This is a genomic window from Corynebacterium sp. HMSC036D02 (assembly GCF_001836165.1).
In the GTDB taxonomy this organism is placed as follows: domain Bacteria; phylum Actinomycetota; class Actinomycetes; order Mycobacteriales; family Mycobacteriaceae; genus Corynebacterium.
Genome location: NZ_KV827680.1, coordinates 44,240 through 69,787 on the forward strand (window position 1 = coordinate 44,240; position 25,548 = coordinate 69,787).

A 25,548-nucleotide genomic window follows, 5' to 3' on the forward strand; every position below is an offset into this window, starting at 1 on the left:
TCCCCTAAACCAACATTTCTGCAGGTAAAGGCACTGTACGCCGGTAGCGAACAGGTCATGATAAGGCAGCTTTTCGCACTAACCTGCCACAGAAGCTTCGCCACCTTAGAATGAAGAGGATTCTATATATCTCATCATCGACACCTCCACGAAGGATTTCCTCTCATCGTGACTATGCTCCCAGAATTTTTCACCACCCAGCACCAGCTGCGCCAGAAGGCAGTCCTGGACCAAGGAGCGGACTCCACGCTCTTCCTCGTGGAAGATCCCTCGCATGATGAGATGCTCGTGGAGATATATGGCCCGGAAAACCGCGGTGTGCTCCGCCAATCCGGCATCGTGGGGCAGCTTCAGCACAGCGCCATCGCCCCCATCGTGGGCACGGGAACGATGAACAGCGGTCAGGAATTCTTTGTGCGCCGCAGCCTGCCGGGCCAGCAGTTGTCGGATTTCACCTCCTCCGGCATCGGCGCGCAGCACCTTTCCCGCGATGAGGCCATCGCTGTCTTCGCGCCGTTGGCTGACGCGACCGATTTCCTGCTCCAGAAAGGCCGCGCCAACTACGCTCTCCGCGCGCTCAATCCGCGCCGCATCATCCTGACCAATAATCGCTCGAATGCCTTCTTCGCGGCAGTTGGCCCAGCCACGGGCTCCGAGGCCCCCAACGCAACGGCGAAGGAAGCAATCGACCGCCTCGCACAACTCCTCGCCGCCGCTTACCCATCCTTCCGCGCAGCAGCCGCTTATACCTCGGCATCCGCCGTCGTTGATTCTCTCCGAAATGCTGGCGCGGGGACCTCCAATGCCAGCATGACCGGCGCCAACGCGGCTGGTATGAACAGGTCCGACACGGGTACGCCGCAGTGGCAACCGGAGCAGCAGCACGCTGCCACCCCGCAGGGAGACTGGGGGACGCAGCCGCAGCAGCAGGTCCCCGCACCCGCCCCCGCGGAAGCCTCCGGAAAACGCGGGTCGACATCGAAGAGCAAGGTCTTTGCTGGCCTCGGCGTGGGTCTTCTCCTCTTGGCCCTGATCGGCGGCCTGCTGTGGTTCTTCTTGGGACGCTCAGCGTGGTCTGAGGCGGAGCAGGCGCTTGTCGACGACCACCCGGGCCTCATCAGCTCCCGCCCCGGCGGGGAAGGTTTTGACGGCGCTACCTGCGAATCCCGCGATCCGGAGGATGGTCAGGACGCGAAGATCACCTGCGTTGGTGACGGTGTGGGCTACTCCGTGGCGCGGTACGGGGACGTCGCCAAGCGCGATGCAGCTGCCCCAGCGCAGGATGCACAGGAACTGTCCAACGGGCAGTGCACCGTGCACAGCTACGATGTTTCCGAATCCGAGCCGGTGTTCTATATGAGCGCCGAGGACTCTGCTGACGCCGTCCTCGTGTGGGGCGAGGATGCCGAAGAGCTACGCCTGAACATGCCGCTGTGCTAAGCCGCGCGCTCACTCCGCGTAGCTAGTCCGAACGGTTAGTCCGCACGCCGGAGCAGCGGTGCAATCACCGCAATGGCAGTACCGGCTACGCCGGCGAAGAGGAAAGCCCAGTGTGTTCCCTGAGCCGTCGCTGCGGCCGGCCCCATCCCTGCGGCGGCGCCGGCTTGGGTGCCGCGCGTGAGGAAGACAACGAGGAAAGCAGTTCCCATCGCACCAGCCAGTTGCTGGAAGGTGTTCATGATGGCCGAGCCGTGCGAGTAGAGCTTCTCCGGAAGTGAGGACAGCGCGGTGGTCATCAGCGGCGTCATCATCAAACACATGCCGAGGGAGAAAACTACGTGCATGCCCACGACCATCCACACGGCTGAGTTCTCTCCCAAGGTGGCCATGAGCCACAGGCTGGCCACCATGAACAGTGAGCCCGGAATCATCAGGGGGCGCGGGCCATAGGAATCAAAAAGACGGCCTACAATCGGGGAAAGGAAAGCTTGAAGGATGCCTCCCGGCATCACCGCGAGCCCCGTGGTGAAGGCCGTAGCGCCCAGGGTAGTTTGCAGGTAAATGGGCAGGACCGTGACCATTCCCAGCATGAGTCCAAAGGACAGGACGAGGATGATCACCGCGAGAGTGAAGTTGCGTACGCGAAAAGGTCGCAGATCCATCAGGGCGCGGTCCTCAAGCGCGAGGCGCCTCTGCCGGCGGATGAAGACGACGAGCGCGATAACGCCCACCACGGTGACGGCGATATCCACCCAAGCGCCGCCCTGCAGCATTTTCTCTATCGAGGACAATCCATAAATCAGACCGCCGAAAGCGCATGCGGAAAGAATGACGGAGAGACCGTCGAGTGGGGTATCGCGGTTCTCACCAACATCGCTCAGGCGCCAGAGCCCGGCAACCAAGATGAGGGCGATGAGCGGCACCATGGCCCAAAAGATGACGTGCCAGGTGAAGTGGTTGAGAATGGCCCCGCCAACCGTTGGCCCCAGTGCCGGGGCGACGGAAATCACCACGGAAATAATGCCCATGACCGTGCCACGGCGCTGCGCTGGGACCAACGTCATGGCAACGGTCATGAGAGTGGGGATCATCAGCGCGGTTCCACCGGCCTGAAGTACGCGCCCCAAGAGTAAAACGATGAAGCTCGGGGCGAGGGCCGCCACCACGGTTCCGGCTAGGAAGAGTCCTGCGGAGGCGATGAAAATCTGCCGTGTGGTGAGCCGCTCCAACAGGAAGCCGGTTGTCGGGATGACGACGGCCATGGTGAGCATGAATCCCGTCAACAACCACTGCGCGCTCGTGGCGGGAATGCCATAGTCCGCCATGATGGCCGGCAGCGCGACGGATAGCGAGGTCTCGTTGAGAATCATGACCATCGCCCCCAGCACCAGGATGCTGAGGTTGATCACTACCTTGGAGGGAATCTCAGCGGACATGCGGCCAGCCACACCTTTCAACTACTTAACTCTGTGGACCTCGCACTGGAGCTGTGAAAGTCAGCGCGCGAAGATTTTAGAGTACTCCCAAGGTCACCGGGCATGCCACATGAGCCAAGCCGCGGGCCTTCTTAAGACCGCCGCGGCTGGCGATGGCTTCGTGATACGCCTTAGGGCATGGTCTCCATGTTGCGGGGTGTGATGACCACGACGCTGCCACCGCTGTCCAGACTGCAGCCCAGCAGACGGTTTTCAGGGGTATCCTCCCACAGTTTCGGTGCACCGTAGGAACAGTGTCCAAGGTCAGTGGTGAGGTGGCCACGGTTTCCGCCCTCGCCGGCCTGCCAATCATGGTTGGCGTATTCATCCAGCAGCTCCATGGCGTCAGTGCAGTCGGTGCCATCTTCCTGCACGTACACCAAGCCGGTCTCCTCCCCGCGTGTGCCGCTCTCACCGCACACCGCTCCGGTGTTGGCCATGCCATTCGCATCTGGCTTCGCGGGGAAAGTATCGGAGTAGTACTGGCCATCGTCCTTGACGGTGAAATGGTGCCCGTTCGCCTTGACCACGAACTCGTTGCCGCTGAGTGCTTCAAAGGTTCCGCCATCAAAGCTCACGGTCTCACCCTCGTTGAGCGTTGCAACCTCTGTCGGTGTATAGAACTCAATGGCCCACACCGGGAAGAAGCCGCGGTCGCCGAGGTAGCTCACCGCATTTGACCTCCAGCTCTGCATAACCGGCCCTGGATAAATTGGCGGATCGGCAAAATCGACCTTGCAGTTCGGGGCATCAGCCTCTTCGTGAATGAGGCAGAGGACGCGCCCATCAGGGCTCTTGACGGCCGGGATGGGGTTCGGAATGGTCGCCAGATCACCGCCGGCCATAAAGTCTTGCGGATCGCGTTCCTTCAATCCGCCGGGTTTGTCTTTGTCAGGCTTGTCGCTGCTCGGCGCCGCCGCCTCGGAAGTGTCATCAGAGGCTGACTCAGAGCTGGCAGAGCTGGATGAGTTCTGTTGGAATTGTGGCTCATCGCCCGCCGGTTCGCTCGTGAAAGAACACGAAGCCACGGCGCAGGCCATGAGGGAGGCAGAAAGGATAGAGAGAAGCTTCTTCATAACAATCATCGTTCCACGAAATAGCGCTGTGCCACTAGTTTTCCGAATGCTTCGGATCTTTAGGATTTGCAGCGTCAAGAAGAATAACGCGACCGGTACCGGATAGATCTTCACAATGAATCCGACGTGCATACGGATTGGGTGTTTCAACGAATTCCGGTTCTTTGTGGGAGCACTTCCAGCCGTCAAGCTCCAGGATTCCGCGAGTGTTCACTTCTTTTATGTCCCACTCGTAGTTGACGTACTTGTCCACGATGTCCATCGCAGTCGTGCAATTCGTCCCGTCTGTCTGCACAAAGACCTTCTGGCGGCCAAAATTAGTATCGGCCTCTCCACAGACGGCACCTACAGGCGCATAGCCATTGGAGTCCGGCTCCAGCGGATAGGTATCCGCCGAAAACTGGCCGCCGTCCTTCACGGTGAACTGGTGCCCTTGGGCCTGAACGGTGAATTCATCTGCGCTAGGGGCTTCAAAAACCACGCCGTTGATATCGACTTTCTCGCCCTCCTCCAGCAGCTGTGGCGGAACCACGTCCCCCGGGTCCACTACGCCACTGGGGAAGAAGCCTGCGCCATCTTTGAAGATCACCATGTTCGCCTCCCACTGCGGGTTTTCGGGGTCGGGCACAATGGGGGGATTGTCAAAACCAACTAAGCACGTCGGCGCTTGAGAACCCTCATACAGAGAACACCGCACCCTACCGTCTGGGCTGGCTATACCCCAGGCAACCGTGGTCTCATACCTGAATCCAGTGGCGCGGAACTCTTCGGCATCGCGTTCTTTGAGCCCGGAAGATTGAGAGCCAAACTCCGGCTCACGATCTGTGGAATCGCTCGCTGCCGCAGTACTGGGTTCCTCCGAAGCGATCTCTGTGCCAGAGCTATCCACAACTTCGAACCGAGGAGTGTCCTCGGTCTCTTCATCCGGGGAGCAAGCCACCAAACCGGCCGCCACCAGCGGCAGTGTGAGAAGAGAGAAAAGTTTTTTCATATTTTGTATTGTTCCACGCAGGCAGGCTTCGCGCGGAGTGATGTGCGCTGCAGCGAAACTGAAAGCTCTTAAAACAGCTCCTAAAACAACAACGCACAAGCCTTCGGCTGCGGGGCCAGTGGCTTGTGCGTTGAGTGCGTAGAGCTTACGCGGAGACTAATGCTCAGGCTTCACGATGGGGAAGAGAACGGTTTCTCGGATACCCAGGCCAGTCAGGGCCATGAGCAGGCGGTCCATACCCATGCCCGTACCGGCTGTCGGCGGCATGCCCTGCTCCATGGCGGCGAGGAAGTCCTCGTCCAAGACCATGGCCTCCTCATCACCGCCGGCGGCCAGGCGGGCCTGGTCCTCGAAGCGCTCGCGCTGGATCACGGGATCGACCAGCTCCGAGTAACCCGTGGCCAATTCGAAGCCGCGCACGTAGAGGTCCCACTTCTCCGTCACCCCCGGCTTGGAGCGGTGCTGGCGGGTCAGCGGGGAGGTCTCAACCGGGAAGTCCTTCACAAAGATCGGGCCCTCAAGCTGGTCCTCGCAGAGCACCTCCCAAATCTCCTCCACCAGCTTGCCGTGGCCCCAGCCACCGTTCTTCGGGACGTCGAGCCCGATGACGTCAGCAAGCGCCTTGAGCTCCTCGACGGTGGAGTCGATGGTGACCTCCGGCTGGCCCGGGAACTTGCGCTGTAGTGCCTCGTTGAGTGAAGGATACATTTCAATCTCCGGCCACTCTTCGCCGCCGAAGTCATACTCAGTGCCATCCGCCAAAGTAACAGTGGTGGAGCCGAAGACCGCACGTGCTACCGATTGGATGGACTCGCGGGTGGTGCGGGCACAATCGTTGTAGTCACCCCACGCGGCGTAGGTCTCCAGCATGGCGAATTCCGGGGAGTGGGAGCGGTCAACGCCCTCGTTACGGAAGTTGCGGTTGATCTCAAAGACGCGATCGATGCCGCCGACAACGGCACGCTTAAGGAAGAGCTCCGGCGCGATGCGCAGGTACAGGTCAATGTCCAAAGCATTGGAGTGCGTTACAAACGGGCGGGCCGCTGCACCGCCGTGGAGAGTCTGCAGCATCGGGGTTTCGATCTCTACGAAGCCCTCATCCTCCAGGTAGTTGCGCAGTGCACGCATGACCTTGACGCGGGTCATGGCATTCTTGCGGGCTTCCTCGCGCACGATGAGGTCGTTGTAGCGCTGGCGCACGCGGGTTTCCTCATTCATGTCAGCGAAGGACACCGGAAGCGGGCGCAAGGACTTCGCCGCCATGGTCCATTCGTTTGCCATGACGGAGAGCTCGCCGCGGCGCGAGGCAATTACTCGGCCGCGCACGGAGATGAAATCACCCAAGTCAACGTCGGACTTCCACGCGGCTAGGCGCTCCTCCCCAACCTCTGCAAGGGACAGCATGGCCTGCACCTGAGTACCGTCGCCATCCTGCAGGGTGGCGAAGCACAGCTTGCCGGTATTGCGCATGAAGATGAGACGGCCGGCGATGGCCACCTCAACGTCAGTCTCCTCACCAGCGCTGAGGTAGGTGACGCCCTCTTCCGCGGCCGGCTCCTCACCTTCCGCCACCACCTGGAACTGCTGTCGGAGATCCCGCAGGGAGATCGTGCGGTCCACGGTCACCGGATAAGGATCGGTGCCGGACTCCAACAGTCGAGCGCGCTTCTCGCGGCGGATGCGCAGCTGCTCGGGAACGTCAGTAACTTCAGTATTCTTCTTCTCGCTCACGGTTGTCTAGGGTAGTCGATCCCCATACGCTGGCGCGATCCCGGTTCACAGAGTGTTCATCTGGCGGTTAGACAGTATCAACCGCGCGGTCATCTCAACCGTATTAACTCATGAGGTCCGTTGCGACATCTCTACGCAACTAACGATTTCGATTTTGGAGCATAACTTTCATGGCACTCAATGGCCGCAATCTCTTGGCTAACATGTTTACCTCTTCTCGTTCTTCCCTTACCTGCACCTACAAGTGCGGTAACGCCTGCTTCGGCGAGTGCGAGAACACCTCCGATAACCCTTACTTTGGTGACCAGTTCTCGCGCCGCACCGCACTGCGCGCCGGCGGCCTGGCCGTGGTCGCCGTCGGTGGTTCCTCCGCGCTTGCCGCGTGTGCCGCACCGGACGAGAAGGATTCCGCGGCCGGAAGCGGTTCTTCCTCCAAGACCAGCGAGGTGAAGGGCTCTGACATCGAGCTCACCTCCGCCGAGGGCATGCACTTTGAAGCCGTAGAGGCCAATACCAAAGATGAGGTAGTCATCCCGAAGGGCTACGAGCAGTCCGTACTTATCGCCTGGGGTGACCCGGTCATCGAGGGCGCTCCGGAATTCGACGTCAACAACCAGACCGCCGCGGATGCGGAGAAGCAGTTCGGCTTCAACAATGACTTCGCCGGCCTCATCGAGCACCCTGATGACAAGAACCGCATGATCTACATGTGCTCGCACGAGTACACCACCGAGCCGATGATGTTCCCGGATTACGATCCGGAGAACCCCACCGAGGAGCAGGTGAAGATCGGCTGGGCTGGCCACGGTCACACCATCCTCGAGGTCTCCAAGGTGAAGGGCTCCGGCGAGCTCAAGCGCGAATTCGGCCCGCTCAACCGCCGCATCACCGCTACCACCCCGTTCACCCTGGTTGGCCCAGCTAAGGGCACCGACCTGGTGAAGACCTCCGCTGACCCGAAGGGTGAGAAGGTCCTGGGTACCCTCAACAACTGCTCCGGTGGCGTGACCCCGTGGAACACCATGCTCTCCGGCGAAGAGAACTTCGACCAGTACTTCGCCGGTGGCGATGTCAAGGATGAGAAGGCCGCTGAGTCCCTCAAGCGCTTCGGCATCGAGGAGGGCCCATCCGACCGTAAGTGGGAAAAGTACGATGACCGCTTCGATGTAGCCAAGGAGCCGAACGAGCCGAACCGCTTTGGCTGGCTCGTGGAGATCAACCCGCTGGACCCGAAGTCCACCCCGATTAAGCACACCGCAGTGGGCCGCTTCAAGCACGAGGCCGGCAACATCCACATCACCAAGGATGGCACCGTGGTCTGCTACTCCGGCGATGACTCCCGCTTCGAGTACGTCTACAAGTTCGTCTCCTCCAAGAAGTACAAGGAGGGCGACCTGGAGCACAACATGACCATCCTGGACCACGGCACCCTGTACGTGGCCAAGATGGAAGGCAACTCCCCGGAGAAGGAAATCGACGGCTCCGGCGTCCTGCCGGAAGACGGTGCCTTCGACGGCAGCGGCGAGTGGGTCAAGCTGCTGACCTCCGATACCGACAACAACAAGTTCGAGTCCCACGTGGACGGCATGTCCGCCGAAGAGGTCGCCGTCTTTACCCGTGAGGCCGCCGACAAGGTGGGCGCCACCAAGATGGACCGCCCTGAGGACGTCGAGGTTCACCCGGAGACCGAGAAGGTCTACATCGCGCTGACCAACAACAAGTACCGCGGCGCCACCGGCGAGAACGCCAAGAAGAACAAGGAAGACGCCAAGGAATGGGCTCCGGTCAAGGAGAACAAGAACGGCCTGGTCATGGAACTCGAGGATGACCACGCCGGCGAGAAGTTCACCTGGAACCTCTTCCTGGTCTGTGGTGACCCGCGTGAGGCCAGCACCTACTTCGGTGGCTTCGATAAGGAGAAGGTCTCCCCGATTTCCTGCCCGGATAACCTGGCCTTCGACAACCACGGCAACCTGTGGATCTCCACAGACGGCAACGCGCTGGATTCTAACGACGGCCTCTATGCCGTGACCACCGAGGGCGAGACCCGCGGCGAGCTCAAGTGCTTCCTCACCGTCCCGGCTGGCGCGGAGACCTGTGGCCCGATCGTCGACGATGACCGCGTCATGGTCAACGTTCAGCACCCGGGCGAGGCTGACGACGCCACCTTTGAGAACGCCACCTCCCACTGGCCTGACGGCGGGAAGTCCACCCCGCGCCCGGCCGTTGTTGTGGTGTGGAAGAAGGGCGGCAAGATCGGTACCGAATAAGGCACCGACGTTGCGTAGTGCGCACTCCTAGGCGGTGCGCAGCTGCGCCTCCAGCACCTCCTGTGCAAAGTCCCACAACGGGGTTGCAACGCCAGCTTTGACGCCCATGCGTCGGATCGCTCCGACCTGGGCGTCTAATTCGTTGGGCAGCCCTTCCTTGATATCGCGCTGCATCGAGGACGTACTGTCCGGGTGCTGCTGGCGGGCAAACTCCATGGTCTGTTCCACCACGTTCTCCGGCAGCTTCACGCCGAGTGCGCACCCGACAGCCTCGACTTCCCGCATGAAGGCCTCGAGCTGGCCGGGGATTTCCTGGCAGAGGTACCCAATCGGTTTATCCACCAAGGCGCCCAGAGTGCCTGTCGGGGTGACGAACATGGCTTTCGACCAGACGTCGACAAGCGCGGCGTCGTGGAACTTGCTGGAGGCACCCGCCTCCTTCAGCGCGGCCGCCAGCTCCTCGCCCGTACGCCGCAGTGACTCCGGGGCGTTGGCACTCAGCGGACCAAAGGCCAAAGCCAAGGGCCCCGGATTGCGCTTGATCCGTGCCGGGCCCAGGCGCGTGGCATAGACGCGAGCGACACCGGCAAGGATGTTTTCCTCCCCGAATTCCTCGGCCGCCACGTACGGAATCTCGACCGAGTTGTGCGTGGTCACCACCGGGATTCCCTGCAGGGCCTCGCGGTCCTCCACGCTGCCAAAAGTCTCGTTGCCCGGCAGCGCCTTCGACGCGATAATCGCCACGTCCAGCCCGCCCAAGAGTTCTTTGACCTCGGCAAAGGTTTGGGCAGCTGGGACCTTAATGTCCTCGGTGGTGGTGGGTTCCGCGTGGGCGTCGATCAGCGTCACGCCCGTCTCCCCCAGCACCCGCAAGGTCTCACCACGGGCCACGAAGGCGACGTCGTGGCCCGTTGCTTTCAGTTTTCCGCCAAAGTATCCGCCGATGGCGCCGGCTCCCAGAATTCCAATCTTCATGTCTCCAACCTAACTGGTGGAGACCTGCGCCACAGACTTTTATCCGCGCTGTTCTAAGTTTCGGAACCCAATTCCCAACGGCACGCCCGCGTTATCGATGAGCCGCACCCCACCCACGGTGGCTGCGATTAAGAGGCGGGCATCGCCCTCTGCGGGGGCCTCACCCAGGTCGCGTCCGCGCAGTTCCACGTACTCCGGCTCCACGCCCGCGGCGGCCAACACTTCACGTGCCACGCGGACGACTTCCTCGGCCCCGGACTCCGCCGCGTACGCACCGGCGGTGAGTGCCGCCGACAGCGCGCTGGCCTGCTCGCGGGTTTCGGGTGCGACGTCAGCATTGCGCAGGCTCATCACCACTCCGTCCGGCATGCGCACCGAAGGAACTCCCTGCACACGCGCCCCGATGTGAAGGTCAGTAAAGGCCTGCTGGGTGGCCACGAGCAGCTCGTAATCCTTCTCCCCCATGAGCACATCGCTGGGCCCCAGCGCACAGGTCAGCGCCACAATGCGGGTCAGCTCCGCGCTCACGTCCTCCATGCCGTGATCGGGTGCGAGGACCCGCGTGCGCTGGCTCTGCTCGCCATAGCGCCACACTACGTCAACGCCGCCGAGTGCAGAGGTGTCCGTCTCCGGTTCTACCGCCACGACGACCACGCCGCCGCGCACGCGTTGGGCCGCCTGTACCAGGGCAAGGTGCCCGGCGTGAATATCGCGGCCCAGCGGTACGAGTACCACACGCTTGCCCGTCTTGCGGTAGGCGCTGCCGACCATGCGGATGCGCTCGATATCCTCCACTAGGAGTTGTTCTGCCACGGCGCTTCCTTTCTTACTGCCCACAGTTCCAGTTCTTCCATATTCTTCTTCTCACCCACCATGCGGGCGACGTCGCGGTAGTTGCGCGCCATGCCCAGTTCTACGGCGGCGGGATAAGCATCGATGATGTCCCCGGCGTCGAGGTCAAAGGTGCTGCCCATAAAATCGTCGATAATCCCCGCCTTAAGCGCCGCCCACGCGCTGAGTTCACCGAGCATCTCCGCGTAATACAACCGCGCCGCGCGTTCGGCACGGCGGGCTTCTGGTACCGCTTCTGCCGTTTGGTGAATCTCTGAGAGCAACAATCTAATGACGGTGTCCGCCACCTCATCGAGAGTGCCCACCGCGTAGGAGTCACCCAGGGGCGCTGCGGCAATGGTCACGCACCCGCGCGTTTCCAGGTCATCGAGTGCTTCCACACCGGCCAGCAACGAGGTATGGATGACGATCTGTCTCGGGCGCACGTGCTTGGCGACGTCTCCCACAGCTGCCTCCAGCTCTCTCGCCGTTGCAGCGATAATCAGTGCATCGAAGCGGTCCAACTGGGCGGGGTCCTCAAGGCTCTCGATGGTATGGCCCGCCCACTCGAGGTGTCGCGCGAAGTTAAGGCCGGCCCGGGAGCTACCCCAGACCGCCACCCGCATGCGTGGTGCCTTCATCTACTTCTTGTCGCCCTTGTTCTGCTGTTCCTGCTGACGCTTGCGGCGTGCCATGAGCTCCGCCACGGAGACCGCGCCCTCGCGGTGCTCATCGCTGCGGCGGCGGCCACGGGTGCTGGGCTGTGCGGTGTCTGCCTCCGGCCTGCGGTGGCGGTGGTGCGGCTGCGCGGGGGCAGGGTTCTCCTTGACGTGCTGCCCGCCCGCGGCGCCCTGGTTCCACTGCACGGCCTGGAAGCTATCGGTCTTGAATTCCGGCGTCTTCTGCTGCGGCTGAGCCTGGGGACGTGGCTGTGCCTTTGGCTGCGGTTGGGGCTGATGCGGCGGCTTCTGCTCGGCGCGTGCCTGTGGCTTCTGCTGCGGCTCGCCCACGGGGCGGAACGCCGGAGGACGGCCCTGTGACGGCTGCGGTGCGCCGAACGGGGATGGTGCTGGGCGGGTGCCCTGCTGTTCTGCGGGTTTCCCGGCGGGTTTCGCGGCTGGCTGCTCGGCGGGCTTCGGGGTGGGTTGCTGAGCTGGCTTCGCGGCCGGCTGCTGAGTGTTGGCACCGGCATTATCTGCCAGCAGGTTATCCAGCGGATTGCTCACCGGGTGGGTCGGCTGCGAGCCGAGGCGGCCTGCGACGGCGTCGGCAGACGGCGCACCGCCGGACTTCTGGGTGAAGTTCACGTTGGGGGCATCGCCGCGCTCATCCACGCCAGCGCCGCCAGCCTTGCGCTCCAGCTCCTGGATGCGGCGAGCCTCCGCGTACAGGGCGGCCGGCTCGTAGACCCACTCGCGCCCTGAGATCTCCTCGATCTGGGTGCGGATGGCCTCCAACTCGGAACGGATCTCCGCCAGAACCTGGCTGTTATCTGCGCTCGAAGCACCGGAAGCCGTCAACGTGGATGCGGCATGGGCGCGCTCTACTGCCAGTAGCTCCTTGGCTTCGTGTGCCTGGCGGCGGTAGCGCACCACCAGGAAGAAGCCCAGCACCGCGGCCCACAGGGAGGCGAGCAGGGCAATCTTCAGCGCATTCGCCGAACCCGAAATCAGCATGACCAGGCTGGCAATAACCGCGAGGATGACTAGAACGATGAGCCCGATGGAACCGGCGTCCGTCTTCGAGCCGGACTCAGAAGTCTCTGAAGTCTCTGCCGACGTTGGCAGCTGAGAGTCCGGCTGCGCAGAAAACTGGGTCGTCGGGCGATCATCCGGGGCCGACTCGTGCTGTGGCTGAGGGGCGTGGTGCGGGCTCGTCATGCCCACTAACTTACCGCTTGTGCACCATCAGTTGGAGGTGGCACCTCGCAGTGTCGCTCCAGCACCACTCCAGCGATACACATCGCGGCACCACCCAGCGCCGAGGACACCACCCCGGCCAGGTCACCGGACGCAGCGACGAGCTCACCGGCGCGCGGCACGACATAGACCGCCATGCCCGCATAGGCCCCGCCCACGATCGCACCCGTCCACGCGGAGGCTTTACCGACGAGCAGGAATTGCGCGATGGTCATGGGATTCAGCTGCGAATTATCCAGGCCGATGCCGTGTTCATCCTCTTTGGCGTTGCGGACTTTGAGGGTAAGGAGGCCGCACACCACAGCCATGGCCCAGAGAGAAATCGACACCGTTGCCGGAATGGCCAGCATTGAGCCATAAAAGCGGGTGGTGAGGATGGCGGCCGCCGCGGCCACGAAGAGGGCCGTGCCGATGAGCGCGCCTACCGACGTCCTTGTCATTACTCCCCCAGTTCCTTCACCGCAGCGACCTCGTCTTCATCGAGGCCCGCGATGAGCTCGCGCACCGAGGTGCCGTTGAGCTGTGCGTTCTCATCCGCGGCCAACCACGGCACGAGGACGAAGGCGCGCTCATGCGCATAGGGGTGCGGGAGGGTCAGCTCAGGATCATCGGAGGTCACGCCGTCAACCTGCACGATGTCCACGTCCAAGGTGCGCGGACCCCAGTGCCGCACGCGGACGCGCTCGGCGGCCTCCTCCAGCTTCTGGCCACGGCGAAGAAGTTCCAGCGGGGTGCAATCCACGTCCACGATGAGCACCGCGTTGAGGAATTCATCTTGATCGGTCACGCCCCACGGCGGGGTGGCATAAACCGGGGAGGCAGCGACGGTCTCCTCAGCAAACTCATCAAAGACGGTCTGCAGCAGCGCACGGCGGTCCTCCATGTTGGAGCCGATGGACAAGACAGCGCGCATTAGCCTGCCATCCGCTTCCGGGAGCGGCGCGCTACGACCGCGACGTCGGCAAAGGTACGCGGGATGGGTGCCTTCGGCTTGTGGATGGTCACCTCGATGGCGTGGAGGATCTCAAAACGCTGCATCGCGGTCTCAGCGACCTCCTCAGCCACCGTCTCGATGAGGTCCCGGGAGGGGCCCTCGACGATGTCTGCGGCGACGTCAGCAAGCTCGGCGTAATTCACCGTGCGGGACAGGTCATCCTCAATGCCCGCGGTGTCCAACCAACATGTGACGTCCACGATGAAGGGCTGGCCGGTTTTCTTCTCTTCCTCGAAAACGCCGTGGTAGCCAAAGCATTCCAGGCCGGTGAGCTCGATGCGATCTGCCATGGGCTTAAGCCCTCCCCAGCGAAGTCGAGACCACGGTTCCTCCATCGGCGCCGTTGGCGTAGCTACCGGAGGCATGCGCGCCACCGGTGTAGGCCGCGCCCGCATTCCAGGCGGCGGCGACATCCACGGCATCGCGCGAGACATCGACCTCGTGCACGCGCACGCCCCACGCTCCCATCTGTGCGGAGATGGCGGTCACGGCCGCGGTGGCCGGATCCGCGAGCAGCGGGCTGGACTCGGCACCCCGATCCTCCCGGATGGCGGCGAGGAAGCGCTTGCGGGAAGCGCCCACGAGCAGCGGAAACTCGCCCTGCAGGAACTCCGGCAAGGCCTTGAGCAAAGCCCAGTTATCCTGCGGGGACTTGGCAAAACCCAGGCCCGGATCCACGACGATATTGTCGTGGCTAACACCGGCTTGCAGGGCGTTATCGGCAAGCTTCGCCAAGGATTCGTGGACATCGCGCACGACGTCCCCGCCGTGGTCGGCCACTCCGGCCGCGCTGCCGAACTGGACGGTGCGCCAGTGCATGAGGCACACCGGCAGGCCGGTAGCCGCCATCGTGCGGTACATGTCCGGGTCGGCGGCACCACCAGAGACGTCGTTGATCATGTCGACACCGGCTTCGGCGGCCGCTGTGGCAACCGAGGCCCGCATCGTGTCCACCGAGGTCTTGATCCCCTCCTCGTGCAGCGCCTTGATGACGGGCACGACGCGACGCTCCTCCTCCTCGGCCGCAACACGCACCGCACCCGGGCGGGTGGACTCGCCGCCCACATCGATCATGTCCGCGCCGGAGGCCACCAAATGCCGGGCGTGCGCGATGGCGTCGTCGACATTAATCCAGCGTCCGCCGTCAGAGAAGGAATCTTCCGTGACGTTGACGATGCCCATGACCAGCGTGCGGCCGGGGACGGTGAGGTTGCTGACTGCCATGGAAACTAGCTCCTAATGAGGCTCATGACCTCCGCACGGGAGGCTGCATTCTTCTTGAAACCGCCGCGGACCGCGGATGTCGTCGTGGTCGCCCCCGGCTTACGGATGCCGCGCATGGCCATGCACAGGTGCTCGCACTCGATGACGACGATGACGGACTGCGCGTGGAGGACCTCCACCAGCGCATCGGCGATCTGGCTCGTGAGGCGCTCCTGCACCTGCGGGCGCTTGGCGTACATATCCGCCAGGCGTGCCAGCTTGGACAGGCCGGTGACGTGACCGTCGGAACCAGGGATATAGCCAATGTGCGCCGTGCCGTAGAAGGGCACGAGGTGGTGCTCGCAGGTGGAATAGATGGGGATATCGCGCACGAGGACGAGCTCTTGGTGCTCCTCGGCAAAGGTCTTGTGCAGGACCTCAGTCGGGTCCTGGTGGAGTCCTGCGAAGACCTCGGCATAGGCGCGGGCCACACGGGCCGGGGTCTCGCGCAGGCCCTCGCGGTCGGGGTCCTCGCCCACCGCGATGAGCAGCTCACGGACGGCGGCTTCGGCACGCTCGTGATCGAAGTCGCGCTGCGCCGGGATGTTATCGCTCATTGTTCTGGCCGTCCTTGTACGGGTTGTTGCGGTATTCATTCTCTCCCCAGCCGGGCGCGCCCCAGGCGTGATCCTCCGGCTTGGCGTGGCGGCCGCGGCGTTCCGGTTCGCGCGGTTGCGGCTGGGAATCTGGCTGCGGTGCAGCAGCATTCGGTACACGCGGAATCTCTTGGGTGTCCTCGCTGCTGGGCCCTGCTTGCTCTGGGGCCACGGTCTCCTCCTGCGCCGCGTCGCTGACAGCTTCGTCCTCGCTCAGCTCGCGGCCAGTGGGTTCGGTGATCTCGGATTCGCCGAAGAAGGTATTGCCCTTGTCCGGGTCCACATAGTCACCTGCGTGCTGGCCAAAGCTGAAGCCGATCTCCTCGACCGGCGCCCCCTGCTTCGGACCATTGGCCTCCCCGCGCTCGAGCTCCGCCTGGCGGCGCTCGCGGGCGGCACGGGAGGCGTCGAGAAGCGTCATGCGTTTCGGCAGCTCCTCACCGCGCTCCTGGGCCAGCTCCACCGGGGTCTTCACCGGCTCGCGGCCAGCCTGGCGCGGGAAGCGAGCGTCCTCGTTCGGGAAGACGTCGAAAGCCTCGCGCGGCTCGATGCCCTTGAAGATGCCCTCGAGGTCCGGGCGGCGCAGGGTTTCCTTCTCCAGCAGCATCTCGGCGAGCTTATCCAGGTAGTCGCGGTGCTCGGACAGGATGTCATAGGCCTGCTGGTGAGCGCGGTCCAGCAGGTAGGCCATCTGCTCGTCGATCTTGGCAGCCACGGCATCTGAGTAATCAATGCTTCCACCGCCGCCGGCATAGCTGAAGGGATCGCCCTGCTCCTGGCCGTACTTGACGGTGCCCAGGTCCGGGCTAAAGCCATACTCAGTCAGCATGGAGCGCGCGATCTTGGTGGCGTGCTCAATATCGGAGGATGCACCGGTGGTCGGTGCGCCGAACACGAGCTCCTCCGCGGCACGCCCGCCCATGGCGAAGACAAGGCGAGCGAAAAGCTCATCGCGGGTGTACATGCCCTTATCGTCTTCCTGCGCGGTCATGGCGTGGCCGCCAGTGCGGCCGCGGGCCAAGATGGTCACCTTGTAGACACGCTCGATATCCTTCAGCGCCCACGCGGACAACGTGTGGCCACCCTCGTGGTAGGCGGTGACCTTCTTCTCATGCTCGGAAATGATCTTGCCCTGGCGGCGCGGGCCGCCGACGACGCGGTCGGTAGCCTCCTCCAGCGCGTCATAGGTAATGACGTTGCCGCCAATGCGGGCGGTGAGCAGGGCGGCCTCGTTGAGCACGTTGGCCAGGTCTGCACCGGACATGCCAGCGGTGCGCTTGGCCAGCTGCGCCACGTCGACTTCCTTGGCCAGCGGCTTGTCCTTGGCGTGCACGCGCAGAATCTGCTCGCGGCCGGCCAGGTCCGGGTTGGTCACCGGGATCTGGCGGTCGAAGCGGCCCGGGCGAAGAAGCGCGGGGTCCAGGATGTCGGGACGGTTGGTAGCGGCAATGAGGATGACGCCTTCACGGTCGCCGAAGCCATCCATCTCCACGAGCAGCTGGTTCAGCGTCTGCTCGCGCTCATCGTGACCACCGCCAGTGCCGGAACCACGCTGGCGGCCCACGGCGTCAATCTCATCGACGAAGATGATGCACGGGCTATTCTGCTTGGCCTGCTTAAACAGATCACGCACGCGGGAAGCACCCACGCCGACGAACATCTCCACGAAGTCGGAACCAGAAATGGAATAGAAAGGCACGCCGGCCTCGCCCGCGACCGCGCGGGCCAGAAGCGTCTTACCGGTACCCGGCGGGCCATAGAGCAGCACGCCGCGCGGGATCTTCGCGCCCAGCTCATGGTAGCGCTCCGGATCATCCAGGAAGTCCTTGATCTCCTGCAGCTCATCCACAGCTTCATCCGCGCCGGCCACATCCGCGAAGGTGTTGGTGGGCATGTCCTTGGTCAGCTCCTTCGCCTTGGAGCCACCGATGCCGAACATGCCGCCCGCGCCCTGCTGCATGCGGGTCATCATCCAGAACAGCAACGCGAAGAGGATCAGCATCGGCAGCAGGAAGCTGATCATGGAGCCAATGAAGGAATCCTGCGTGACCTTGGTCTGGTACTTATCCGCACCAGAATCCTTCACCGCGTTGAAGACCTGCTCGGAGGCGCGTGCCGGGTACTTGGCAATGACTTCCTCGATACCCTCCTGCTCTTCTACCGTCACCGGTTCTCTGAGCTTGAGGCGCACCTGTTGCTCGCGATCATCGATCTGCGCTTCCTCGACGTTCTTAGAGCTCAACTGCTCCATGGCCACGGAGGTGTCGACCTGCTTGAAGCTCCGGGCATCGTTGCTAAAGAACGTAAAGGCGTACAGCAGAATGAGAACCAGGCCCGCGATCGAGCCATAGCGGATGATGTTCTTGTTTTTCATTAATTACCTTGCGAATTCGAGGCCTCAAACCAAAAGAGGGCAAGAAAAGACTAATCGTTGCTGTAGACCGCAGGCTCCAGGGTGCCCACGTAGGGCAAGTCGCGGTAGCGCTCCGCGAAATCCAGGCCATAGCCCACGACGAACTCATTCGGGATGTCAAAACCTACATCGAAGAGATCCAGCTCCGCCTTGACTACTTCGGGCTTGCGCAACAGCGTCACCACTTCCAGGGAACGCGGCTGGCGGCCCTGCAGGTTGCGGATGAGCCAGGACAAGGTCAGGCCGGAATCAATGATGTCTTCCACGATGACAACGTCGCGGCCCTCGATATCGCGGTCCAGATCTTTCAGAATCCGCACCACGCCCGAGGATGAGGCAGAGTTGCCGTAGGAGGACACCGCCATGAACTCCAGCTGGGACGGGATAGCCAGTTTGCGGGCGAAATCCGTCAGGAAGAAAACCGCGCCCTTGAGCACGCAGACCAAGATGAGGTCCTCGTCGGTGTTGCTGTATTTCTCGGACACGCGATCCGCCATCTCCTGGATGCGCGCCTGAAGTTCATCTTCGGTGATGAGAACGTTTTTGATGTCCTCTCCATAAGGATTGGCGGGGACGGCTAAATCATGGTTGTCGTGCACGTGAGCGCTCCTTTGCTGACCGAGGCAATATTGACAGTTTGCCACCAACGCGTGCGACTTCCAACCTTGTGCCTTTCTTTTCACTGCGGACGGCGACGGGGCCTTGTCCATGCCACCGCGTGCACAGGGCATCGATGCCGCGCACTGCCTCGCGAGTAACCTCTACTCCTTCCTCGCGCAGCCACGCGGCGATCGCCCGGCGGCGCTTCGGTTCTGGGAGAACGGCCAGCGCGGTGCAGTCGGTGGTGGGGTGGGTGCTGAGGAGGGCGTCGTCAAGCGCGGCGTCGTGGGCTGCCTGGGCTAAGGCCGGGACGGGGTCTCCGCCCACGATCTCCTGCAGGCGCGGGAGGATCTCGCGGCGCAGTGCCACGCGGCGGAAGGCCAGGTCCTGGTTCTGGGGGTCCTGCCAGACCTCCAGCCCCAGCTCCGCGCAGGCGGCCTCGGTCTGGGCGCGGCGCACGCTGAGCAGGGGGCGCAGGACGTGCACACCTTCGACCGAGGAACGCTCGCGCATGCCCGCCACTCTCCCGCGGAGGGCGCTGAGCAGCAGGGTTTCGGCCTGGTCATCAGCGGTATGCGCCACCGCCACCTCTTCCCAGGGTGCGAAGGCACGGTACCGGGCGCCGCGGGCTTCGGCCTCCACGGAGCCTTGCTTGCCGACGTCCACCCGCAACACCTCCGCCCCCGCCCCCAAAGCGCAGGCCTGCTCAGCAGCCCGGCGCGCCTGCGTGGCCGAGCCTTCCTGCAAACCGTGATCGACGCACAGCGCTGTCACCTCGTGCCCCTCTGCGAGGAGTGCTGCGGTCAGCGCCAAGGAGTCGGCGCCTCCGGACAGGCCCACCGCGATGGCGCGTGGTTGCTCACCCATCACGGCGCGCGCAGCGACGCGGCAGGCCAAGAAGTTGGGGCTTGTGCGCGGCCAGAAGGGCTTCTTAGAAGTCATGGAGTGCGGCGGCGAGGGCGTCTTGGGCCTGGCGGGCGGAGGTGACTTCGCCGTCGTTGACCAGGAAGGCGAAGGCGTAAACGCGGCCCGACTGCCCCTGGGCGGTGCCGGTCAGCGCGGAAGTTCCCGTGAGGGTGCCGGTCTTGGCGCGAACGTACCCGCGGGCGGGCGACTCGTGATAGCGCTCGTAGAGGGTTCCTTCGCCGCCGGCAAGAGGGAGGTAGCCCAGGAGTGGGCGTAGCTCGTCGGTGGCTACGGCTTGATCTGCGATGTGGGCGAGGAGCCCGGCGGGGATGCGGTTATCGCGGGAGAGGCCGGAGCCGTCCTTGAGGGTAACGCCGTTGACGTCGATGCCGGCTCCACGTAGCTCGTCGAGGATGGCCTTCGTGGCGCCCTCGAAGCTTGCTTCCCTACCCTGGCTGACGGCCAGCTCGCGGGCAATGGCCTCCGCCATGACGTTGTCAGAATCTTTCGCGGCTTGCTGGGCTCGCAGGGCCAGCGGCTCGGACTCGCTGGAGGCGATGACCTCGGAGTTTTCGGGTGAAGCAGCGATATCCGCCTCGTCGGCTCCCAGGCGGGTGGCCAAGGCGCGGGCAACATCGAGGGCCGGCTCGTGGGAGCGCGGAACGTCGCCGGTCTTTTCCCCGATGCGCCCACCATAGAGCATGGCCGGCTGGATGGGAGCGACATAGCCGCCATCAATATTGTCATCGTCCCAGCCCGGTGCTTGGTCGGGGCCGGCCCAGATGGAGGTGTCGATGGAGACCCGCGTGACGGTATCCATCTTCTGCTGAATCTGTTTCGCCAGCTCATCGAGGCGCTCGTCCGTCAGCCAGACATCGCCGGCGGCCTTGATAACAACTTCGCCTTCCTGCTCACCTGCGACCACTTCGGTGGTGAGGCGTTCTTCCTCATCGAGCGCGAGTGTTGCTGCGGCGAGGGTGAGGACCTTGGTGGCGGAGGCCGGGGTCAGCGGCTTCGCGGGCTCGCGCTCCCACAGCACCTCGTGGGTGGTGGTGTCGATGACCTGGCCGCCGAAAGTGGCGAGGGCCTTGTCTTTGCCCAGCTCATCCAACTTCGCTTTAAGCGCGGCGGTGTCTATCTCACCAGGCTCGACGGGCTGGACCAGTGTTGTGGGTTCTTCCTGCTTATAGGGCTGACCGTGGTCCAGGTGATCGTAGGTGCGTTGGACTTCTACGCCCACTGCGGCCGTCGCCGCCACGGCACCAGCCGTGACGAGGGCCGCAGTACTCCACCAGACATGCTTAGCTTTCATCGCCCTTTAGACTAGCGCGGTAGACTAAGCGGAGCACATACCAACCTATTAGTTATGGAGGATTCAGCCGTGAGCGTTGAAGTAACCATCGAGATCCCTAAGGGCTCCCGCAACAAGTACGAGATCGACCACGAGACCGGCAAGGTCCACCTCGACCGCTACCTGTTCACCCCGATGGCCTACCCGGCTGACTACGGCTACATCGACCACACCCTGGGTGAGGACGGCGACCCGTTGGATGCACTGGTCATCCTCCCGGAGCCGGTTTTCCCCGGCGTTGTTGTGGAGGCTCGTGTCCTCGGCGTGTTCAAGATGACTGATGAGGCCGGCGGCGACGACAAGCTGCTCGCCGTCGTCGATGACCCGCGCTGGGAGCGCTACCAGGACATCAACGATGTGGAGCAGCACATCAAGGACGAGATCGAGCACTTCTTCACCCGCTACAAGGACCTGGAACCGAACAAGGAAGTTACCGGCTCCGGCTGGGGCGACAAGGCTGAGGCAGAGAAGATCCTCGAGGAAGCGAAGGCTCGCTTCAAGTAGGCCGCCGCGTTCCGCACGTTGAGGGACGTTTCGATCAAATAGGGGTCCAAAACCAAAGGTTTGAGAGGCCTTAGTTGATCGAAACGTCCTTTTTCTTTGTCGCCGCGACAACTCCTCGTTCGTGACGTACGATTCGATCAAATAGGGGGCCGAAAACAGCGGTTTCTGGGGGCTTATTTGTTAGAAACGTACGCATCGGGGGCACATGGAAATTTTCGAGGGACGCGCGGGGACTCGCCGCGCAGCTAAGGGCCAAGCAATCAAGATTTGTCACGGTCTGTATTTATCTGCAGCGCCAACACCGCGCCAACTCGCTGAAATCGTCTCGCGGCGTTGGCCAGACTCAGCTCTGGACGGCTACTCCGCCGCCCAGCAGTATCTTGGCCAAGAGCTGACCTACCCACTTTATTTTCTTCGCGCTGGAACGATGGCATCGAGCGCGTTCTTTCGCAGTCGGCGGGCACGGCCCAAGGCACTGGGCAGCATGAACGGGGTGAACGTGTGCAGTCCACTGCAGTGCATTGAGGCGATGGAGCACGAAGATGCCGGAGCCTTCATTGAGGCTTTCTTCGCCGGGCCGCACGGGCGCTCGCGCATCGAGACCGAGCAGCTGGACTTTCGCCGCCTGCCCAAGCACACGCGCGAGGTGCTGGAACGGGCCATCGTCGGAGCGGATAGCAAGCCGGAGCGCGACCTGACCCGGGGTCTCGAGCCCCACGTCAAGGTCCGCAACAACGTGCGGGTTGGGCCCTACCGATGGGACTTGGTACTGGAGGAACACAAGGTCGCCATCGAGGTGGACGGCTATGCCTATCACAAGGGCGAGAACCGGCAGCGTTTCGAAATCGACCGCCAGAAGCTTAACGACGCCATCCAGCGCGGCTACCGGCCCCTCCACTTCACCGCCGCCACGATCGAGCATCACCTCGACGTCGCTGTTCACCAGGTCCTCGCGGTCATCAAAGGGCGGGGCGAGTTCGTGCCTCCACCTTGGAAGTGGCACCACTACTGGAGGTGGCAAGGCGAGCGTTGGGCAGGCTAGCGTTGCGGCTTACCAGCCGCAACGTGCCGACAACGAACTGGGCTGGCTAACGCTGCGACTTACTAACAATGCAGCTAACTAGCTGCAGTGGGAAGCGAGCCAGCCGTCGAGCTCGGATTCCGGGGCATCGGGGTTAATCGGGTCCTCGGCGAATTCCTCACCTGTGCGCGCCTTGTCCTTGGCAGTGGTGAGCATGAGCGAGCGGCCGTCCGGATAGTCCAGGACCACGTTGGCGGAGGCGTAGCCGGCGGTCGGCTCGCCGAAGGTGCGCACGTTGTCCAGGCCGCGGAAGGCCAGGAGGGTGGCCTCGCCGGAGGACGCGGTTTCGTCGTCGGTGAGCACAGCGACGGGAACCTCAAGCTTGCCGCCCGACGTGGTTGTCGGCGTGCCACCGCCGGTGACGGAATTGCCGTCGATGACCACCTCGGATGTGCCCATGCGGCTGACGAAGGACAGCGCGGGGCCGTCCGGCAGCAGCGGGCTTAAGCCCGCGTACATCGGGCCCATGTCGCCACCACCGTTGCCGCGCAGGTCCACCACAGCGGCACAGGCCTCCGGGTGGGCGGTCAGGCCTTGAGCCAAAGTGTCGGCATAGGCCTGGCCATCATCGTGGCGGCCGATGGAGGGCACGGTAGCGCGCAGGACGCCATCGTTGAAGTCGACCGAAGGCTCAGTGCTTTCGGCGGCCTTTTCCTTTTCGACGCTAAAGACTTTGGAGTGCTTGCCACCGGCGGCGTCGATGGCGGAATCGAGGAGCTCGGCGTTCGTGGGGTCCTCTTTGAAGGCCTCGCGGGCGCGCTGGAATTCTTCGCTCTCGCCATAGATTCCGGAGATCGCTGCAGTATCCACCATCGCGGTATTGATGCGCTTCTCGCTGGCATTGAAGAGGAAGTAGGGCTTGCCCAAGAGCGCTCCGCCATAGGAAGGGCCGAAGAAATACACGGCCGCGGCCACAGCAACAAGGGCAACAAGAAACAGTCCGCCGAAGATTTTCAGTACAGTTTTCATTCTTTCCTCCCTCCCGTGCGCAGCACGTAGCCGCGCAGGGGTTCAACAAGGACAATGGCTAGCAACGTGACCAACCAACCTATGGCCAGGAAACCGAAGGCCATGAGCATGCGGCCGAGAACGTCGACATCACTTTGATCGACGCTGGAGAAGAACATCAGCGCGGCGATACTGCCACCAAAGAGGAAGCCGAAGAAGCTCAAGCCCACCACCGGCCCCATGATGGTTAGGGCACCGGAGCGGAACTGGAATCCGCGCGGCACGCCCATGAGATCCAGGGAGCGGATGAGCTCCTTGTCCTCAAAGATGCCGGAAACCTGGCCCAGGATGATGGACATGGTGGTCAGTGTGAAGCCAAAAATGAGGGTTAATAGAACACCAGTGGAGATGTCTTTGAACACCACGTTCATTCCCTGGTCTTCCTTCAGGACCATGGCCAAGGCATCAGAGCCCAGGGGCGCGGCAACGAGGAAGCCCGTCAAGTATCCGAAGAAGCCGATGGCAGCACTCCGCTTCCATGCCGGGCGCGCATTGCCCGCTACGCGCTGGCAGGCCACGAAGTGCGCGTTTCCGGGAAAGAGGGACATGATGTGTGCGCCGAGCTGCAGGATGAAAGGGGAAATGAGGTTGATACTCATCACCATGCCAAACATGACCACGATGACCATAGCGGTCGGCGGCCCCGCCTTACCGGAGAGCAGAACACCACCGATACCTGCGATGATGAGGAAGACGATGACACGCCACCAGCGGTAGGCCGCGGGCATCTGGCGCTTGGCGACGCCCAGCGGGCTCACGCGCACGCGCTGCATGCCGGCGAGTGCGGCACCGATGGCCAGCAGGAAGAGCACACCCGCCACGGCGAGGTAGCCCCACCACGGGAGGAGAAGCTCGGACAGAGCAATGGAACGCATCTGGAAATCCAGCTGGGTGAAGACCGGCGCGACGAGCAGGCTGATCAGCCCGCCGAGCACGATGCCGATCACTGCCTGGAGGCCGGTCTCGACGATGACCATGCGCTCCACCTGGCGGGAGCTCAATCCCAACAGGCGCAGCGTGGCCAGGCGCTGCTCCCTGCCGGAAGCACCCAGGACGGCGGCTTGGGCAGTGAGGTTAAACAGCGCCGGAAGAATGAACGCGCAGGCCAGCAGGGCCAGGGCGAACCACGGGTAGAGGAAGGCCTCCATCTCGTTGCCGAAGGCCTCCTGCAGAGCGGGCGCGGCATCCTCAACGTGCTGGGCGCGCTCCCAAAACATCCACGTACCGCCCGCCACCAGGAAGGCGATGGCGGAACCAATGGTCAGGCTCACAATTGCCAGAAGCGAGACAATACCCGTTCCCGAGCGCGCGCGAATCGATTCGCGCTGCAGGTCAAAGACTAAAGTCGCGGTGTTCATCGGATCACCTCGAGGCGGCGGTCATCGTGAATGATGCCATCGCGAATCTCCACGCGGCGCTGCATCCAGTCGGCCACCTTCGGGTCGTGCGTGACCATGACCAGGCTGGCACCCGACTGGCGCACGATGGTGGTGAGCATCTGCATGACCTCGTGGCCCGTGGACTGATCCAGCGCACCGGTCGGCTCGTCGGCGAAGACCACGCCCGGAGAAGCCACCAGCGCACGCGCAATGGTCACGCGCTGCGCCTGACCGCCAGAAACCTGCGCCGGGCGGCGCTCCGCCAAACCACCCAGGCCCAGCTGATCTAAAAGCTCCATCGCGCGCTTGCGGGCCGCACCCCGCCCCATACCGTTAAGCATCGCGGGCAGCGCCACGTTATCCACGTTGCTCAGCTCCGGCAGCAGCTGGCCATCCTGGAAGACGAAGCCGAAATTGCGCAGGCGGGTGCGGGAGCGGGGGCCGTCGCCAAGCGCGGAAAGCTCCTCATCCCCGTAGCGCACACTGCCGTGCGTGGGGGTGAGCACGCCGGACATGCAGTGCAGCAGCGTGGACTTGCCAGAACCGGACGGCCCCATGACGGCCACGAGCTCGCCCGGTTCAATGTCGAGGGAGATTCCGGCGAGCACCGGGCCGCCGCCGAAATCCTTGGTGATGTCTGTCAGGGAAAGTGTCTTTGCCATGTCTCTCATTCCACCGTGAAGGGCCCGCGGAAAGAACAGCCCTAGCGTTGCTCTTTAAGGTAGTGCCAGCACTACCCCTGTGA

General features: G+C 63.2%; 24 protein-coding genes. 4 read left to right on the forward strand and 20 right to left on the reverse strand.

The window, feature by feature from the left end:
- Positions 1-174: 174 nt before the first annotated feature.
- Positions 175-1,440 carry a serine/threonine protein kinase gene (locus HMPREF2743_RS06650; RefSeq protein WP_070744598.1) on the forward strand — a complete coding sequence of 422 codons (1,266 nt, stop codon included), beginning with the start codon at positions 175-177 and terminating at the stop codon, positions 1,438-1,440.
- 35 nt (positions 1,441-1,475) lie between these two features.
- Here HMPREF2743_RS06650 and HMPREF2743_RS06655 read toward each other — a convergent pair whose 3' ends face one another.
- From HMPREF2743_RS06655 to lysS, 4 genes are all read right to left on the reverse strand, one after another.
- Entirely contained in the window at positions 1,476-2,876 is a 1,401-nt protein-coding gene (locus HMPREF2743_RS06655) for an MDR family MFS transporter (RefSeq protein WP_070744600.1), read from the reverse strand.
- Between the two features lie 170 nt (positions 2,877-3,046).
- On the reverse strand, positions 3,047-3,991 hold the full coding sequence (locus HMPREF2743_RS06660) for a hypothetical protein (protein WP_070524706.1): 945 nt from the start codon (positions 3,989-3,991) through the stop codon (positions 3,047-3,049).
- 34 nt (positions 3,992-4,025) lie between these two features.
- On the reverse strand, positions 4,026-4,982 hold the full coding sequence (locus tag HMPREF2743_RS06665) for a hypothetical protein (RefSeq protein ID WP_070524610.1): 957 nt from the start codon (positions 4,980-4,982) through the stop codon (positions 4,026-4,028).
- Between the two features lie 156 nt (positions 4,983-5,138).
- Positions 5,139-6,713, reverse strand: a complete 1,575-nt coding sequence (gene lysS / locus HMPREF2743_RS06670; protein ID WP_070818429.1) for a lysine--tRNA ligase — start codon at positions 6,711-6,713, stop codon at positions 5,139-5,141.
- Positions 6,714-6,883: 170 nt separating this feature from the next.
- On the opposite strand from lysS, the gene HMPREF2743_RS06675 reads away from it, so the two are divergent.
- Positions 6,884-8,983, forward strand: a complete 2,100-nt coding sequence (locus HMPREF2743_RS06675; protein WP_070818430.1) for a PhoX family protein — start codon at positions 6,884-6,886, stop codon at positions 8,981-8,983.
- A gap of 27 nt (positions 8,984-9,010) precedes the next feature.
- Here HMPREF2743_RS06675 and HMPREF2743_RS06680 read toward each other — a convergent pair whose 3' ends face one another.
- The 13 genes from HMPREF2743_RS06680 to dacB are packed head-to-tail and all read right to left on the reverse strand — an operon-like array spanning position 9,011 to position 20,792.
- Positions 9,011-9,958: a 2-dehydropantoate 2-reductase gene (locus tag HMPREF2743_RS06680; protein ID WP_070818431.1), complete on the reverse strand. Its 948-nt coding sequence runs from the start codon at positions 9,956-9,958 to the stop codon at positions 9,011-9,013.
- A 39-nt stretch (positions 9,959-9,997) separates the two neighbouring features.
- The gene (locus HMPREF2743_RS06685) at positions 9,998-10,771 is read right to left on the reverse strand and encodes a pantoate--beta-alanine ligase (protein WP_371326361.1); all 774 of its coding nucleotides are present in this window, start codon (positions 10,769-10,771) and stop codon (positions 9,998-10,000) included.
- A complete protein-coding gene (locus HMPREF2743_RS06690; RefSeq protein ID WP_083298930.1) occupies positions 10,753-11,430 on the reverse strand; it encodes a Rossmann-fold NAD(P)-binding domain-containing protein in 678 nt (225 codons plus the stop codon). Before HMPREF2743_RS06690 ends, HMPREF2743_RS06685 begins: the two co-directional genes overlap by 19 nt.
- Positions 11,431-12,669, reverse strand: coding sequence for a DUF6779 domain-containing protein (locus tag HMPREF2743_RS13010; protein ID WP_070818450.1), 1,239 nt, complete (start codon positions 12,667-12,669; stop codon positions 11,431-11,433). It lies immediately after the preceding gene.
- A gap of 5 nt (positions 12,670-12,674) precedes the next feature.
- On the reverse strand, positions 12,675-13,148 hold the full coding sequence (locus HMPREF2743_RS06700; protein ID WP_070524617.1) for a DUF3180 domain-containing protein: 474 nt from the start codon (positions 13,146-13,148) through the stop codon (positions 12,675-12,677).
- Positions 13,148-13,621 (reverse strand): 2-amino-4-hydroxy-6-hydroxymethyldihydropteridine diphosphokinase, encoded by a 474-nt coding sequence (gene folK, locus HMPREF2743_RS06705; protein ID WP_070524619.1) that lies wholly within the window; start codon positions 13,619-13,621, stop codon positions 13,148-13,150. The genes HMPREF2743_RS06700 and folK overlap by 1 nt, the downstream gene beginning before the upstream one ends.
- Positions 13,621-13,992: a dihydroneopterin aldolase gene (gene folB / locus HMPREF2743_RS06710; RefSeq protein ID WP_070524621.1), complete on the reverse strand. Its 372-nt coding sequence runs from the start codon at positions 13,990-13,992 to the stop codon at positions 13,621-13,623. Before folB ends, folK begins: the two co-directional genes overlap by 1 nt.
- Positions 13,993-13,996: 4 nt before the next feature.
- Entirely contained in the window at positions 13,997-14,926 is a 930-nt protein-coding gene (gene folP / locus HMPREF2743_RS06715) for a dihydropteroate synthase (protein ID WP_070524622.1), read from the reverse strand.
- A gap of 5 nt (positions 14,927-14,931) precedes the next feature.
- Positions 14,932-15,522 carry a GTP cyclohydrolase I FolE gene (gene folE, locus HMPREF2743_RS06720; RefSeq protein WP_070524624.1) on the reverse strand — a complete coding sequence of 197 codons (591 nt, stop codon included), beginning with the start codon at positions 15,520-15,522 and terminating at the stop codon, positions 14,932-14,934.
- On the reverse strand, positions 15,512-17,935 hold the full coding sequence (ftsH, locus tag HMPREF2743_RS06725; RefSeq protein ID WP_070744610.1) for an ATP-dependent zinc metalloprotease FtsH: 2,424 nt from the start codon (positions 17,933-17,935) through the stop codon (positions 15,512-15,514). Before ftsH ends, folE begins: the two co-directional genes overlap by 11 nt.
- Before the next feature lie 50 nt (positions 17,936-17,985).
- Positions 17,986-18,573, reverse strand: coding sequence for a hypoxanthine phosphoribosyltransferase (hpt, locus tag HMPREF2743_RS06730; RefSeq protein ID WP_070524628.1), 588 nt, complete (start codon positions 18,571-18,573; stop codon positions 17,986-17,988).
- On the reverse strand, positions 18,557-19,516 hold the full coding sequence (gene tilS, locus HMPREF2743_RS06735; protein WP_070524630.1) for a tRNA lysidine(34) synthetase TilS: 960 nt from the start codon (positions 19,514-19,516) through the stop codon (positions 18,557-18,559). The genes hpt and tilS overlap by 17 nt, the downstream gene beginning before the upstream one ends.
- A complete protein-coding gene (dacB, locus tag HMPREF2743_RS06740; protein WP_070524632.1) occupies positions 19,506-20,792 on the reverse strand; it encodes a D-alanyl-D-alanine carboxypeptidase/D-alanyl-D-alanine endopeptidase in 1,287 nt (428 codons plus the stop codon). The genes tilS and dacB overlap by 11 nt, the downstream gene beginning before the upstream one ends.
- 69 nt (positions 20,793-20,861) lie before the next feature.
- On the opposite strand from dacB, the gene HMPREF2743_RS06745 reads away from it, so the two are divergent.
- Entirely contained in the window at positions 20,862-21,335 is a 474-nt protein-coding gene (locus HMPREF2743_RS06745; RefSeq protein WP_070524634.1) for an inorganic diphosphatase, read from the forward strand.
- Positions 21,336-21,540: 205 nt separating this feature from the next.
- A complete protein-coding gene (locus HMPREF2743_RS06750) occupies positions 21,541-22,377 on the forward strand; it encodes an endonuclease domain-containing protein (RefSeq protein ID WP_070524636.1) in 837 nt (278 codons plus the stop codon).
- A gap of 78 nt (positions 22,378-22,455) precedes the next feature.
- On the opposite strand, the gene HMPREF2743_RS06755 is transcribed toward HMPREF2743_RS06750, so the two are convergent.
- The 3 genes from HMPREF2743_RS06755 to HMPREF2743_RS06765 are packed head-to-tail and all read right to left on the reverse strand — an operon-like array spanning position 22,456 to position 25,465.
- Positions 22,456-23,385 (reverse strand): S41 family peptidase, encoded by a 930-nt coding sequence (locus tag HMPREF2743_RS06755; protein ID WP_070524638.1) that lies wholly within the window; start codon positions 23,383-23,385, stop codon positions 22,456-22,458.
- Positions 23,382-24,782 (reverse strand): FtsX-like permease family protein, encoded by a 1,401-nt coding sequence (locus HMPREF2743_RS06760; RefSeq protein WP_070524639.1) that lies wholly within the window; start codon positions 24,780-24,782, stop codon positions 23,382-23,384. The genes HMPREF2743_RS06755 and HMPREF2743_RS06760 overlap by 4 nt, the downstream gene beginning before the upstream one ends.
- The gene (locus tag HMPREF2743_RS06765; RefSeq protein ID WP_070524641.1) at positions 24,779-25,465 is read right to left on the reverse strand and encodes an ABC transporter ATP-binding protein; all 687 of its coding nucleotides are present in this window, start codon (positions 25,463-25,465) and stop codon (positions 24,779-24,781) included. The genes HMPREF2743_RS06760 and HMPREF2743_RS06765 overlap by 4 nt, the downstream gene beginning before the upstream one ends.
- Positions 25,466-25,548: the final 83 nt, after the last annotated feature.